Source organism: Mycolicibacterium austroafricanum (genome assembly GCF_000612725.1).
GTDB lineage: Bacteria > Actinomycetota > Actinomycetes > Mycobacteriales > Mycobacteriaceae > Mycobacterium > Mycobacterium austroafricanum.
This window is the reverse complement of sequence record NZ_HG964463.1, coordinates 1-13842: the sequence shown is the minus strand read 5'-3', so window position 1 is coordinate 13842 and position 13842 is coordinate 1. Positions and strand designations below refer to the sequence as shown.

At 66.8% G+C, this 13842-nt stretch carries 13 protein-coding genes; 8 read left to right on the top strand and 5 right to left on the bottom strand.

The genetic code is table 11. The features are described 5' to 3' along the window. Positions 1-225 precede the first annotated feature (225 nt). The 3 genes from BN976_RS33695 (at position 226) to BN976_RS31245 (ending at position 3413) form a co-directional block, all read left to right on the top strand. Positions 226-432, top strand: coding sequence for a hypothetical protein (locus tag BN976_RS33695; protein ID WP_145978020.1), 207 nt, complete (start codon positions 226-228; stop codon positions 430-432). Positions 433-855: 423 nt separating this feature from the next. Continuing rightward, a complete protein-coding gene (locus BN976_RS33690; protein WP_145978019.1) occupies positions 856-1230 on the top strand; it encodes a hypothetical protein in 375 nt (124 codons plus the stop codon). 365 nt (positions 1231-1595) lie between these two features. Next, on the top strand, positions 1596-3413 hold the full coding sequence (locus tag BN976_RS31245) for a hypothetical protein (RefSeq protein WP_145978018.1): 1818 nt from the start codon (positions 1596-1598) through the stop codon (positions 3411-3413). Here BN976_RS31245 and BN976_RS31240 read toward each other — a convergent pair whose 3' ends face one another. Together BN976_RS31240 and BN976_RS31235 are read right to left on the bottom strand one after the other, a co-directional pair. Beyond that, positions 3414-3806 carry a hypothetical protein gene (locus BN976_RS31240; protein WP_036377575.1) on the bottom strand — a complete coding sequence of 131 codons (393 nt, stop codon included), beginning with the start codon at positions 3804-3806 and terminating at the stop codon, positions 3414-3416. It lies immediately after the preceding gene. Further along, a complete protein-coding gene (locus BN976_RS31235) occupies positions 3803-4198 on the bottom strand; it encodes a hypothetical protein (protein ID WP_036377572.1) in 396 nt (131 codons plus the stop codon). The genes BN976_RS31240 and BN976_RS31235 overlap by 4 nt, the downstream gene beginning before the upstream one ends. 214 nt (positions 4199-4412) lie before the next feature. Here BN976_RS31235 and BN976_RS31230 point away from each other — a divergent pair, with 214 nt between their 5' ends. After that, positions 4413-4751 carry a histone-like nucleoid-structuring protein Lsr2 gene (locus tag BN976_RS31230; protein ID WP_036377569.1) on the top strand — a complete coding sequence of 113 codons (339 nt, stop codon included), beginning with the start codon at positions 4413-4415 and terminating at the stop codon, positions 4749-4751. A gap of 32 nt (positions 4752-4783) precedes the next feature. Here the strand turns inward: BN976_RS31230 and BN976_RS31225 are convergent, their stop codons facing one another. Then, the gene (locus tag BN976_RS31225; RefSeq protein WP_145978017.1) at positions 4784-5518 is read right to left on the bottom strand and encodes a helix-turn-helix domain-containing protein; all 735 of its coding nucleotides are present in this window, start codon (positions 5516-5518) and stop codon (positions 4784-4786) included. A 225-nt stretch (positions 5519-5743) separates the two neighbouring features. On the opposite strand from BN976_RS31225, the gene eccD reads away from it, so the two are divergent. The 4 genes from eccD to BN976_RS31205 are packed head-to-tail and all read left to right on the top strand — an operon-like array spanning position 5744 to position 12622. Then, positions 5744-7231: a type VII secretion integral membrane protein EccD gene (eccD, locus tag BN976_RS31220; RefSeq protein ID WP_036377566.1), complete on the top strand. Its 1488-nt coding sequence runs from the start codon at positions 5744-5746 to the stop codon at positions 7229-7231. Then, complete coding sequence (mycP, locus tag BN976_RS31215) at positions 7228-8637, top strand: type VII secretion-associated serine protease mycosin (RefSeq protein WP_036377563.1); 1410 nt, start codon at positions 7228-7230, stop codon at positions 8635-8637. The genes eccD and mycP overlap by 4 nt, the downstream gene beginning before the upstream one ends. Beyond that, on the top strand, positions 8637-10868 hold the full coding sequence (locus BN976_RS31210; protein WP_235622200.1) for a type VII secretion protein EccE: 2232 nt from the start codon (positions 8637-8639) through the stop codon (positions 10866-10868). The genes mycP and BN976_RS31210 overlap by 1 nt, the downstream gene beginning before the upstream one ends. Then, complete coding sequence (locus tag BN976_RS31205) at positions 10865-12622, top strand: type IV secretory system conjugative DNA transfer family protein (RefSeq protein ID WP_145978016.1); 1758 nt, start codon at positions 10865-10867, stop codon at positions 12620-12622. Before BN976_RS31210 ends, BN976_RS31205 begins: the two co-directional genes overlap by 4 nt. Before the next feature lie 88 nt (positions 12623-12710). On the opposite strand, the gene BN976_RS31200 is transcribed toward BN976_RS31205, so the two are convergent. Both BN976_RS31200 and BN976_RS31195 read right to left on the bottom strand, forming a co-directional pair. Further along, complete coding sequence (locus tag BN976_RS31200; RefSeq protein ID WP_036377557.1) at positions 12711-13031, bottom strand: hypothetical protein; 321 nt, start codon at positions 13029-13031, stop codon at positions 12711-12713. 11 nt (positions 13032-13042) lie between these two features. Further along, positions 13043-13842: ATP-dependent DNA ligase (locus BN976_RS31195; protein ID WP_457920259.1), on the bottom strand; the 800-nt coding region annotated here is incomplete at its 5' end.

Genomic DNA, 13842 nt, shown 5'->3' with positions numbered 1-13842 from the left:
CGGCGTTCGCAGCAGAGGTGTGTCGGTGTGTTCTCGGCGTGGCGTGCGCAGGACTCGCCTCCGTGCTGCGCGGGTGCGTAGACATTCCCGTGACCAGCGGCGCGGAGATCAGCCGCGCCGGCGCCAGTGAACGGAGAAGTCGATGCCAACTGCTGACCATAAGCAAGTCGTGCGCGCATCCCAGGGTGCGTCGGGGACGCGGAAGCCCCTGCGGTGAGCGCGCTATTGACCGCCCACTGGAACACCGTTACCGGCTCGCTCTGGGTGAAATGCACCAGCAGCGGTGATGTCATCGCCGACGTCAACGGCGTTGTCGATGAGCTGGGCGCGTACGACGCCCTGACTTCGGCGGGATTCTCCCGCCGCGCGAACTGGCTGATCGTTCCGGGGGCGCCGCACCTTCGCAGCCTCGATGTCACTCGCACGGCCTGATCGCCACCTGCCAATCCGCCATATGAACTACTGCAAAGGATTTCGATCATGAGCACGACGCACCGTCAAGCCTCTGGCAGCCGCCGCACGGACGTGTATCCCATCGCAGGTGGGGAAGCCGTCTCTTACTCGCACTGTGAAGTCGATGAAGTTGACCGGGAGGGCTGCCTGCGTATCGCCACCTACGGGGACCCGCCGGCAGGGGAAGGGACGCCGGTATACGTCGTCTGGGCGCCGGGGAGCTGGCAGCGGGCGGAGACGGTCGCCGTCTCTGACGTTTCATCCAAAGCGTCTGACACTTCGAACTGAGGCGCCACTTGGCGAGTGGCAGCACCGGTGCGACACGCCAGTGCTGTCGCTGACAGTGATTGATCTCGCCGTGATCTATTCTCTAAAATAGAGAATCACGAAAGGGTTGCGCCGATGTCACAATCTCCCAACAGACAGTCGTTTGTTGCAGCTGCCTCCAACCGCCGGCTCAATCACCTGCTCCTCTGGGACGCACTGGCTCACCCGCTGACACCCGTGCCGCCCTGGCGCATCGGCGCGGCAGCCGACCAGGAGCGGGTCGAGCACTTCGCCGAGCTGGTTGCCGAATGGGGCTCGAAGGGCAAGCTGTCGTGCGAATGCTGCGGTGAGCGCGACGAAAGCGTCGGGTATACCGGTCACGTGCGAAACGCCGCCGTGCTGTGTGCGTTGTGCGCGTTTGGCGTGGAATGCCAGCGCGGCGTGTGTGCGGACGCCCCGCGGATGGGGGAGCGTCGTGCTCCTGCCCGCCGCCCCCGATTTCGCCGCTAGGTGCTGCGCTGCCGAAAGCAGAACGGTCCGGTCGCCTTCGCAGGCTTCCGGACCGTTCACCGCTGACATCTCAACCGACTCAAGGAGCGAGTCGTCAGTGAGCTTACCCATGGATGCGTGTCGAATTCCAGTGATGTCACGTCCCTGACCTGGTCCGGCTTCTTCGGCGCCGCCTGTTGGCGGCGCATGCGTATTGCGTCGCGCTGTCGGTGCAGGCGGGTAGGGCCGCCACATCGCTTGGGTTCCCGCATCCGGTATCGGCCGTACAGACGCGTCGCGCGACCTGGTTGATCTTCTACTCACCTACCGTCGCGATCCTCGACCGGGGACGACGAAACGGGAGGTCAAGGCCAATGTGCCGTTCGATGTCGGAGGGCGGGCGACGGTGCCCATGCGCCAGCGGTGAACGCCGCCGTGCCTATGCACGTTCGCGGTACGCAGCGCGCAACGCGCAAGCTGCCCGTCGCGCAGCCAATACCGCGGAGTTCACCCGCCGCTTCGTCGAGGTCCAGGAGCAGATGCAGGCCGCGCTTGCTGAGGGTGAGCAAGACCTCGCTGGCGCAGCGGCATTGGATCTGGATCCCGCGGCTGCACCCGCACCCGAAGTAGAGCCCGATCCCGAACCGCCACCGCCGCTGGGCACCGTCGTCGATGCGTTGATCGAGGACCGCTACGGCCGTCCGATAGCCGAGATGTCGGATGAGGACTGCGAACAGGTGCGCGCCTACGCCACCGTCCGTGCACAGTTGTCAGCCGAGGAGACTCGCACGGCCTACGCCGCCATGGCCGGGCTGTCCCCGTACAGCGACAGCCCGCAGCGGCGCGCTTATGAGGCTGCGCTGCAAGAGGAGGGTCGCCATCTCGCTGCGGTCGCCGACGTCACGTTGCACGAGCATTTGCGCCGTGCATTGCCCGACCCCGACGACCGCGACGCTGTCGGGTCCCCGGCTTGGGTCGCGCGCGTAGTCGTGGACGCAGATTTCGCCCACCAGGACGGCACGGTGATGACTGCTCGCGACGTGTACACGCGCATCCGCGATGGGCGCCTCGACCGCGAAGCAGCGGGGCGATTCCAGGCCATGACCCGCACCCTGCTCGACGCACAACAGCTGGTGCGCACCCAGCGGTCCAAGGCGCACGCCGCGGCACTGCGGTCCACGTTGGAGCAGGCGAACCCCGATCTGAGTTTCGGGACAACGGACCTCAGCGAGGGTGCGCAGCCCGTGGTGTGGGGAACCGGGATGACCAAGGCCAAACAGGCGCAGTTCGTCGACTCTGTCCACTCCGCCTACCCGGACCAGCTCGTCGAACGAGCCCGTGACAATGGCCGCCCGCTGCGTGTGCGTGTCACGTCCTCGCGGGCGCATTACCAGCCCAGCGGAGCGCACGAGCGAGTGCCGGCCGCGCACTACCTGGACGCGAGCGACCTAATCGCCGCGGCACGCGCCGTCGATCACGAGACCGATGACGAGACCGATGCTGAGACGCGATCCAGCAGGATTCAGCTGAACGCCGGCTATGCGTCCCGGTATACCGAAGCCCGCTCCGCCCCTCCGTCGCGCGGCGGGGTGCCCGACACCGCCGCCAATCGCGCGGCACTCGAAGCCGCGTTCGCCGCATGGTCGCCATCGCACAATCCATACATGGACAAACGATTTGCCGCCAAGATGGGATCAAGTCCCGAGATCCGGGCGGTCGACGGAATGCTCTTCGTGGTTAGTAAGAAGCGGGTGCCGCCGCTATCGGGGAACCCGGTCGCGGAACTGACCACCAACGGGGCCGACAACGTCACCGTTCACGAGATGGCCCACCGCATCGAGGAGCAGGCACCGGCGATCGCCACTGCGTGCCATGCGTTTCTGGCGCGGCGCACCGCGGGACTGGATCCCACGGTCTACAACACCGGTGTCCGGCGCGGGCGCCGCGCAGTCGAGACGGTGCGCGAGGACTCCTTCGTCGATCCCTACATCGGTCGGGACTACGGGCCCAATCAGCCTCACACCGAGGTCTTTTCGGTGGGAATGGAGGCACTGGCAACCGGGCGTTTCGGAGGTCTGACCGACAACCCGGAATCAGGTTGGGCCGAACAGCAGCGCCGTGCAGATCCCGAGCACCGCCAACTGGTGCTGGCGCTTCTGGCATCGGCGCCGAGGCTGCTGGATTCGCGCGAAGCCGCTCGCTGATCAGCGTATGGCGCCGTCTGGCACCACTTCGGTTTCCAGGATGTCCCAGACCGCAGCTGCGACACTGCCCTGCGGCATCGCCAGGAGCATGGCGACTAGCACTGCCTCGGCGCAGTCGCGGTCTGCCGGCATCTGCGCCCAGACGCCGTAACGGATTTCGTGCTCACCCTTGCGCGCGGTGTCGAGTGTCTGGCGCACGGCGGACACCAGCTCTGCGGGGCCGAACAGCCACCCACCGGCAACGGTCGCGGTGTCCGCGGGCGCGGGGGCGGCACGGCGCCCGCGCCGCGGGACGGACCGAGTCCACGCTGCGGTGCCACGGTCGTCGGTGACGGTGTACACCGCTGTCGCGCTGTGGCGGTTACGGCGTCGTCCGTGGTTGTCGTCACTCATCGTGTCTCCTTGCTGGGCCGTTTCACACGCCGGGCCAAGGTTTCGTCATCACTTGGGGGTGAGGCTCCTGAACTCTTGCGTCGCCGTTTGCGTGGTGTCGGCGTTGGACGATCCTTGGCCGGGGTCTTGGGCGGTCGCCCGCCGCCGGCTCCGCGGCCGGGGCGGTGGTCGAACCAGTCGCGGACGGCGAGGGCGTCGAAGACAGGGGAGTTGCCGACGCGATCAATTGGGGCGGGGAAGTCGTGGGCTTTGGCGGTGCCGTTGCGTCTGGCGATGGCTGCCTGGCCGTTATAGGTGCGCACCGTCGATGTGCTGAGTCCGTAGAGAGCCGCGATGTCGGCCAGTGACAGGCGGTCGTGCTGTGCGAGCGTCGCGTGCATCGGCTCCTGCACGGCTGGACTCCTCTCGCGCACTAAAACATGACTACAACTATTGTAGCGAAGTTTTGCGAGCGCTGCCTGCAGCTGCGGGTTCCGGCCGGTAGCGAAGCGTCACCGGTGGCGTAGGCGCGGAAGTGTCGCGTGCGGCGTTACCGTTAACTGCGACATATCTTCCCGGGGTGTTTATCCAGAGATTATCGGTCGGAAAAGCGGAGGGATATTCCACGTGAGTCGCAGAATGCGGGAAGAACTTATTGACGACCTCGACGACACCCTGCCGGCAGACGAGACCGTGGAGTTCGCGATGGACGGGATCGCCTACCAGATCGATCTTGCGGCGCCCAACGCAGCGACCATGCGCGAGCAGATGGCGATCTACATCAGAGCTGGCCGACGCGCGGTGGCCCGGCGCCCGCGCAACGTCGTTGACCCGTCACTGGTGCGGGCGTGGGCGCGGGCGCGGGGAATACCTGTCGGCAGTCGCGGCCGCGTGCCCGCCGCGGTGATCGTGCAGTACCTGGCCGAGGAACGCGGGTCTCGGATCAACGGCGCTACGTCACAGTGATTTTGGTCAGGCCCCGGCTGACCGTCGCGGCCTCAGTCGCCGATGTCTGAATCGGCGGACCGTTGCCTACGCCCTACCCGCCGCGGTACCGGTCCGCGGTGTGCGGCGATGTGGCGCTTGCTGTACAGGTCGGCGATGTGTTTCGGGGTGTTGGGGAGGTCGCCGGCCAGCCACCGCACGTAGTCGCCGGTGCCATCAGTCGGTGCGAAAGTGTCAAGCAGCGTGAGAATCGCCTCGTAGTGTGGCCGCACTGCGGGATTGAGTGTTTTGCCGGGAAGGCAGTTGTCTTCGACCATGCGTGTGAGGTAAGGCAGGCACAAGGGTAGCGCTGTGGCTGCCAGGTCCATGGTTTTCGCGCCAGGGGGCCGCTTGCCGGGAGTGCCGGATCGACCTGCAATTTCGAGGAGCATGGTGATGAGTCGTTCAGCGTCGTCGACCTCGACCAGGTATGGATTGCGGTCCTGATGGACCTGTCTGAAAAGGAGATTCGAGGGCCCCGCCTTCTTGGGCGGGGTGAAGCGCTCATTGGAAACCACCTGGACCGCGGTACCGGACGGCCAACCGAGAACAGACTCAACTTTGGCCAGCGTCTCCAGCTTGTAGTTGGTGCGTTTGCCGGTCTCGAGGTCGGAGACCACCCGCAGCGCCACACCGCATTGCGCGGCGAACCGATCGGCATTGGCGAAACCTTGCTCGATGCGGGTTGCGCGGATCAGTGTTCCCAGTCTTTTCCAGCCGTCTAAAGCCGTTTTGGCTGATTTAACCATGGTTTATGTCCACTTTCTGCGGCTGTTTTTCCTCCCCGACCGATAAAGAAACCTACGGCATCGAAAACACGAACGCAGCACCTTAGCCCCTAATGGCATGTCCGCTCCGCGTGCTAAGGAGCAGCTGAAACGAGGACGGACGGCGACGGCTGCTCCTGGCGCCTCCATCAATGCGCACGCGCCGCGAACCGGCACCGCACTCGGCGTCGGGTAGATCCTCCAGACATGACACAGCCGACCTCGGTTCTCAGCGACACCACGTTCGTCGCGGTGAATGTGCACGCCCGCGACACCGCCTTTCAGTGCAAACTCCATGCCCACACTCCGGTGGTGGCACTACTGCCGCAGCTGCGCGACAAGTTGCGTGACATCGTCAAGACCGGACCCAGTGCCGACTACCTGACAGACACGCGCGTCGAGTGGGCACTGGAGGCCGGGCCGATCCGCGACCGACTCGACCCGGAAGCAACCCTGGACCAGGCCGGGATCGTCCCCGGCTCAGACCTGTACCTGACCCGCCGCACACGTACCGAGTCATACCCCGTTCTGCGCGACGACCTCGCCGACGGGACCGCCGAGGTGTCCAAGCGAATGTTCGCCGTCCTCGACGGGCGTGACACACGCCGACTCGGGGTGTTCACCCTCCCGCTGGCCGTCGCCGCGGTGTCGGTGATCGGGATCTGTGACGTGCTCACGTCGGGGGAAAGCGCCCGTTGGATCGTCTGTGCCGCACTGGCCGCACTGGTGGCGATGTGCGCCTCGGTCGCCGCGGTGCTCACCCACACCCGAACCACCTACGGCGATGTCTCCGCGGGGTTGTGTGTCGCCGCCTACATCGCAGCGGGTTCGTCGGCCCTGCTGGCGGTTCCGCGGGATCTCGGTATCTGGCACCTCACGACAGTCGCTGCTGCCCTCGGGACGCTGGCGGTGCTGCTGTCCTCGATCACCGGAAACCGTCCGGCCGGGCTGCATGTCGGGGTTGGCGCCGTCGCGCTCTATGCGGTCCTGGTCGGCCTCCTGCACATGGTGTTGGCGGTGTCCCCGCAGGCTGTGGCCGCGCAGTTGGCGTTCACCAGCCTTCTGGTGATCCTGTGGTGCACCCAGACGTCGCGGCTGGTGGGTCGGGTGCGGGTGAACTACCTCCCGACGACCGGCGAGCCGCTGCTGCGCCGCAACGACATGTCGGTGGCTGCGGTCTCGCGGCGGTCCACCTCGGCCTCGGCGATCGAATCGATGCTCAATCAGGAGGCACGAGTCATCGAGACGCTGAACGCGCTGATCGGCATGGTCAGCGCCGCCGGTTTGTCGCTGGTCGCCGCCGCGGCGGCGGGCGGCTACTTCACCGCGAGTTACGAGTGGCACATGTTCGCGCTGGTGGCTACCGCATCTGTCGTGGTGGTCGCGGTGGGGCGTGGCCTGGTGGTGCGCGCAGCGGCGCTGCCGTTGATGATCACTGGTCCGTTGGCCTGGACCGCATATCTGATCGGCCGTTCGCTGTCGGCCACGCCGGCCGACACCGCCGTGCTGCTGGCCGGCTCGATCCCGTTGTTGGTAGGCCTGCTGTTCTCGGCGATCTGGGCGATCCGCGCTCAGACACTGCACTCGCCGCTGAGCAAGCGACGACTGGAGATTCTGGCCACGCTGGCGGTGGTGACGGTGTTCCCGCTGCTGGTGCTCATCATGGACGGCTGGTCGAAGGTGCGGAACCGATGAGCGCCCGCATCTTCGGGATCGGTCGGCGGGTGCTGCACGCAGCGGCGGTTGCGTCCATCGTCGCCTTGCTGACACCCGTCCCGCCGGCCTCGGCGTTGGCGCCCTACGTCTATGACCCGGCTGTCGACATCGCCCCTGCCGATACGCCGCCCGGCCCCGAGTTTCCGATGAAGCAGACCGCACTGTGCGCGACATCGGGACGGCTGGAAGGCAGCCAGTTCGACTCCGTGCCGCTCAACACGGTGTGGGGTGTCAAGAAATTGCACGGCTTCGCCACCGGCAAAGGGCAGACAGTCGCGGTGATCGACTCGGGAGTCAACCGCAACGACCGGTTGCCGCAGCTGCTCGGCGGCGGCGACTACATCGAGGGACGTGATGGACTGTTCGACTGCGACCACCACGGAACGCTGATCGCCGGGCTCATCGCGGCTCGGCCGTCGCCGGATGACGGGTTCGTGGGCCTGGCGCCCGATGCCACCATCGTCTCGATCCGCCAGACTTCGGCGGCGTATCAAGTCGACGCCGCGCGCACCGGAAACGCACGCGAAGCCCAGGCGGCATCCAACCTGACCACGCTGGCCCGTTCGATCGTGCACGCCGCCAACCTCAACGCCGACGTCATCAACATCTCGGTGACCGCATGTGTCAAACCCAATGACCCGGTGGATCTCCACCCATTGGCCGGCGCGCTGTACTACGCCGCGGTGGTCAAGGACGTCGTGATCGTCACCGCGGCGGGCAACGTCGGTGGTGACTGCGCCGCCAACCCCGACGCCTCACCGGCTGATCCGGCCGATACCCGCGGGTGGGGCCAGGTCGAGTCGATCTCGCTGCCGTCGCTGTTTGAGCAGTTCGTGCTCAGCGTTGGCGGCACGACCCTGACCGGTGACCCGTATGTGCGGTCCATGTCGGGGCCGTGGGTGAGCGTGGCAGCCCCGGCGATCAACGTGGTCAGCCTCGATCCGGCCAAGATCGACGGTTCGCTGATCAACGCACAGCAGACCGAGAAGGGAATCGAGCCGATAGCCGGGACCAGCTTCGCCTCGGCCTACGTGGCAGGTCTGGCCGCGCTGATCCGTGAGCGCCATCCCGAGCTGACCTCCCACCAGGTCATCGAGCGCATCAAGCGCACCGCCCACTCCCCGTCGCAGGCGATGAGTTCGCTGATGGGAGCGGGCGTTGTCGATCCCAATGCTGCGCTGACGGCCCCGATCGACGATCAGATCCCGATGGTGGCCGATGGTGTTCCGCCCATCGCGGCGATTCCCGGTGCGCCCCCGCCGCCGGCGGACAACCTGGGCCGTGACATCGCGCTGGCCGCGATGTGTGTTCTCGGCGGGGTCATCTTCGTCGTCGTGGTGGTCGCCCTGGCACGTGGCGGAAACCGCCGAGAGGAGAACCGGTGATGGCACTGCGACGTAGACATGGGCGCGCCGAGGAATCCGGCGCTGTGGCCAGCGTGCCGCAGCGGACGACGCGCACTGCCGAACCGGCGCGTGAGCTGCTGACGTTGACCCCACGTACCGGGCTGATGGCCTCGGCGGCGTCGACGGCCGCCGTCCTGGGCACCGCGGGAATGCATCCGGGAATTGGTGCGGCAGCTGCCGCAGCGATCGTAGCGGCGATCGGCGGCAAGGTGCGTGGTCGCACCGTGGGTCAGTGGACGGCGATGCGTCTGTCGCAGCGTCGGCTACCCGATCAGGCGGCGCTGTTTTCCCGCGACGGCGTGGGAGTCGTCTTCGACGGGCGCACGGCCACTGCGCTGGTGGAGATCACCCCGCGTCCGTGGCAGGTCACCGATGTCAGCGCCACCGGCGTGAGCAAGGCGCCGATGATCTCGGCGGATGTGCTGCGCCGTCAGCTTCGCCAGTTCGACATCGGTCTGTCCCGCATCGACGTGATTTGCGTGGGGTACAAGTTCGCCGACCGCGATACGGCCGCGGGGGTGCTCGACACCCTTATCGGTCCGGTATCGGTGCCGCTGGGCGGGACCACGGTGATCGCCGTGTCACTCGACCTTGACGCCGACATCCTGGGCCCGGCGTACTCGCGGGCGCGGCGGGCCTCGTTGCCCGACGGTCTGTGCCAGACGCTGACCATCGCCAGCACCCGTGTCTGTCACTCGCTGGCTGAGCAGGGTTTCGGCGGCCGGCTGATGAGCGCTCAGCAGGTGCGCGACTTCCACGACACGGTGCTGGCCCAGGTGTCACGTCCCCTCGCGGAACCGAAGTGGCGCAACTGCGGGCCCACATCGGGGGTTCACACGCGCACCTTCGTTCCCGCTCGCGGGCACTGGAACGCTGAGTCGGCCGGCAGTTGGAACCATCTGCAGGCACACCGCCAGTACACGACGCTGACACTGACCCCACAGGGCTCCGGTCTCGCCAAAGCTCAGCCACTGGTCAGTTACCTGGTGCGTGGCGGTGATGCGCTGTCCAAAGCGGAGAGCTACGGATTGCGGGTGGCCGGCGGCCAGCAGGTTCCCGGCGTGAGTCGCGCGCTGCCGTGCGCAACGCAGACGCCGCTGCGCTCGACGGGGGTTCTCATCGACGATCACCGGCTCCTGGGCTTCGGCATCCCGGCCGGCGGGGCTGGCTTGTTCGTCGGAACCCGTGCCGACAAGACACGGGTGTTCGTCGCGGTCTCCCCGGCCGACGAGCCGCTGTGGTTGGCCGGCCCGACACTGTTCGCACTGCAGATGGTGGGTCGGTTGTCGACACAGGAGCACCGCATCGCGGTGATGATCGACGATCCGCAGTGGCAGCGGATGGTGACCCACCGAGCTACATCGACGTTGTCGTTCGGCGATGTGGAGACCGCACCGGCCGATGTGGTTGTGTGCACCCCCGAGTGGTGGGAGCGCCACCGCAGTCTGGCCGCGGGCAAGGCAGTGCTGTTGGTGACCGCCGGCGCCGCCGGGCGCGGTGCAACCAACAGCCTGACCGTGGACACCTCGGCTGGTCGCTCCGAGGTGATCGTGACTGCCGACGCGCAGACCTCGCGGGTGTTGTGGGAGCTGACACCGATCGAGCGGCGGACGTTGATCGGTGAGGACGTCAACGCCGATGGCACCGTGGCGGCCCCGATCGAGGGTGTCGACCTGCGACTGGGCGAAGTGGTCGCCCTGCCGGGGCGGGCCGCCGGGGCTCCGAAGGTGCGTCAGGCGCCCGCTCCAGCCGTGGCGACGCCAGGCTTGGCCACTCCCGACACCACCGCAGCGCCCGCAGCGGTGCCGCGCCGACCCGCTGTCGCGCAGGTGACACCGCTGCGTCCGCCGACGGCGAACCCGCAGCTGCCGCCGATGGACCCCGTGCCGCCGACGGCGAACCCGCAGCTGCCGCCGATGGACCCCGTGCCGCCGACTCGTCCTGGCCCAGGCCCGCGGCGGTCCGGGCCCGCGTCGTCTCCGGTGGCGCCGCTACAGGTTCCGCAGAGGGGACGGCAGGCCAACTTGCCTCCGCGGGCGGTCCTGGGACCACCTCCGGAGCCGCAGCCCCAGCCCCCGCGCCGGCAGAAGTCGCGACCTGACCGTCCGCCGGCTGCGCCGCCGCAGCCGTTACCGCAGGTCGAGATTCCCAGCGAGGACGTGACACCGCCCGGACGCCACCACCGCCGCGACGATGGCAATCGTCGATGACCCCCGAATCCGACCGGGACACCAGCGGTTTCGCTCGAGCCTCGCATCAGTCCCAGGCGCTGTGCCTGGGATGTCTGGCAGCGGCGGGACTACTCGCTCCGGTGGCCACCCTGGGCTTCGGCGCCGACGCCCCTGTGCGAACCGCGGTGAGCTGGGTGGCCGCAGTTGGTGGTCTGGGACTGATGTACCGCGCTCGGCGGCATTGGAAAGCCCATGAGCGTATGCGCGCCGCTGCAGGAGGCGCGGTCGACGTCTTTGCCGGCCTGGCAATGGACGCCGGCCACGGACGCGAGGCGTTCACCGGACCCGGACTGGACACGTCGAATCCGTCGGTCATGCGGCTGCTGCGGATCGCCCACTCGATCAGCGAGACGTTGGTGCCAGTCGTCGGCGAGTTCGCTTTCGAGGGCGACGACCCTGCTCGCGGCGAGTTGACGGCCTACGGGCTGCGCTCACTGCAGCCGGGCTTTTTCGCGACTGAGGCGACCAAGAGCCGCATCAACGACGCGCTGGCCACCCCGTTCGGCGATGGTTGGCGTATCGACTTCGACAGCCAGCTCGACACTCTGGTCGCAACCAGGGGCGCTGCGGTCCCGTCGTTGGTGATGCCTGAGATGTGGCCGGTCGTGCAGACCCGTGAAGAGGCTGCGCGAAACTTCCCCCGACTGTCGATCGCCATCGGGATGGGGGAGAACGGCCCGATCAGGATCAAACCCAAAGACGTTCCACACCGCGAAGTGGTCGGCGCAACCGGCGGCGGCAAGTCCGTGGCGGTCAGAGCCGAGCTGATGCAGTATTTCGCAGCCGGGTACCGGGTGTTCGCTGTCGATGGGAAAGGCACGGACTACAGCCCGTTTATGAAGTTCCCCAACGTCTCTGCGGTGTCGTCGAACCTCCACGAGCACGTCCTGGTGATTCACCTTGTGTGGCTGATTCTCAAGCAGCGGCAGCGCCGCGGAACGGAGATGAGCAAGCGCGGCGACACGTCCTGGCGGGAGACGATGACGCCGATCCTGCTGGTACTCGACGAGTTCGCGTCGGTGCGCGCCAATATGAAAGCGCTGTTCAAGCCCAGGGAAATTCAGCTCATCGAACGTGACATGGTGGATCTGCTCAAAGTGGGCCGGGAGTTCCGGGTCAACGCCATTCTTGCTACCCAGGACATGAAAGCCGACACCGTGCCGAGCGACTGGCTCGACATGTTCAAGGTGGTGCAGTCGCTCGGTAAGCCGGGGCCGATGGTGGTGCGCAAAGCATTTCCTGAGCAGATTCAAGGTGAGGTGGCGCGCTTGGGTGGGACCATCTCTCCCAAGACCCCGGGCCGGGCACTGGTGACTGTGGCCGACGACTCCGGCAGGGTTTCCGCTCAGATCTACCAGTCGTACTGGTCGTACTCGCCAGCTGAAACGATCTCAGACAACCTCCCTCCGGGCGTCCGCCCGAACTGGGAGCAGTTCAAACGGGAAGTGTCCGACCGGATTCCGCGGCTCTACCCGCGGCTGTGGGCCTCGCTGGAGTACCCGATGCCGGTGGACCCCGCGGAGAAAGACCCCTACGAGGAGTACCGCGATGACGGCTGGGTCGACCTGGCCAAGATGGCGGTTGCCGACATTCACCGGCTCACGCCGATCAACCTCGAGGACGCCGCCACGCTGAACTACATCCCGGCGAACGCGGCCAACGACCCGTTGTCCGAGACCTACCGCGGGGTAGAGCCAATGGGTGGGTCCTCAACGGTGATCTCGGACTGGTGATCTCGGGCTGCGGCTGACTGCCAGAGCAGCGCCTGGATGGCCACCACGTTGAAAAGGGCCGCCGGTGTGCGGACGCCCGGTGCAGCTCTCAGCTCGTGATCGTGAGGACCAGCCGGCCGATCTGCGTCGCGGAGCCTGGATTGCGACGTGCAATCTCGACGAACACGATGAGGTCAGAGAACGTTCGGTTCTCTCTGTCAAGTGCCAGGTCCGGTTCTTTGGTGTGAATCCACGAGGCGATGTCGGCCGTCGACGTCCCCTCGGGGAAGTGTTCGAGGTGGTCGGCCCTAAAATTCTTCGAGTTGGCGCCACGCCAAAGCTGTACAAGTTCAGACACGGCCGAAGCATCCCATCCAGGCAGCTGAGTGCCGAATCCGGCGAGGGCCGCGGCTGCGTCCTTCGGCAGCATCCTCGCCGGGGTCACCGGTCGATACCGCTCTTGAATTTCACCTGCGCCATCACGCACTCCGCGGGCAGGATGTCGTCGCGTACACCGAGGTAGACGGGCTGGTACAGCGCCGGGGCGGCGTAGAGGTAGCGGACCTCGACGACGGCGCCGACCGGCGGCACGTTGTGGTTGGCGGGGATGGTGACGTTGCCGACGAAGGTCAGGCCGTCGTTGCCGTGCAGGCTCAGGCCCACGCTGCGCTGGGTGTTGACCGCGGTCACCAGGGCGCTCAGCGTCTCGACGAACTTGAACTTGAGCTGCGGGCCGCCGCTGTTGGGCCGCCCCGGCGAATACGGTGCATCCAGGCGCTTGAACACCACGCCCTCGGCCTTGGCGTCCCGCAGCTCGGCCAGCTTCCGGCGCTTGTCACTCTGGGAGGTCCAGTTGTGGGTCGGCGCGATCGCGTCATCGCGGTTCAGGGCGATCAGATCGAGCAGGATGCGGTAGCGCTCGCGGTAGGGCTTGTCGCGCAGGTCATTGCCTGCGTACTCGAACATGTCGAAGGCGTACAGCACATCGCCGATGATCTCCCCGTCAAGGATGAAGTCACCGTCGATGGACCCAGCTGCACGGGCCACCGCTGCGGACACCCCTACCACCAGGCCCAACTTGTTGATGGCCTCGACGGTGTCGCCGGTCTTGCGAATCATCATGCGGCTAGTTGACTGAACTTCGGCGAGCCTCTCGAACCGAACGGGGGCGCGGACGGAGGATCGCGCTGTGACGGTGTTGGGGCGAGTCGAGGTGGCGCCGAGCGGGTCGCCGTGGCGGG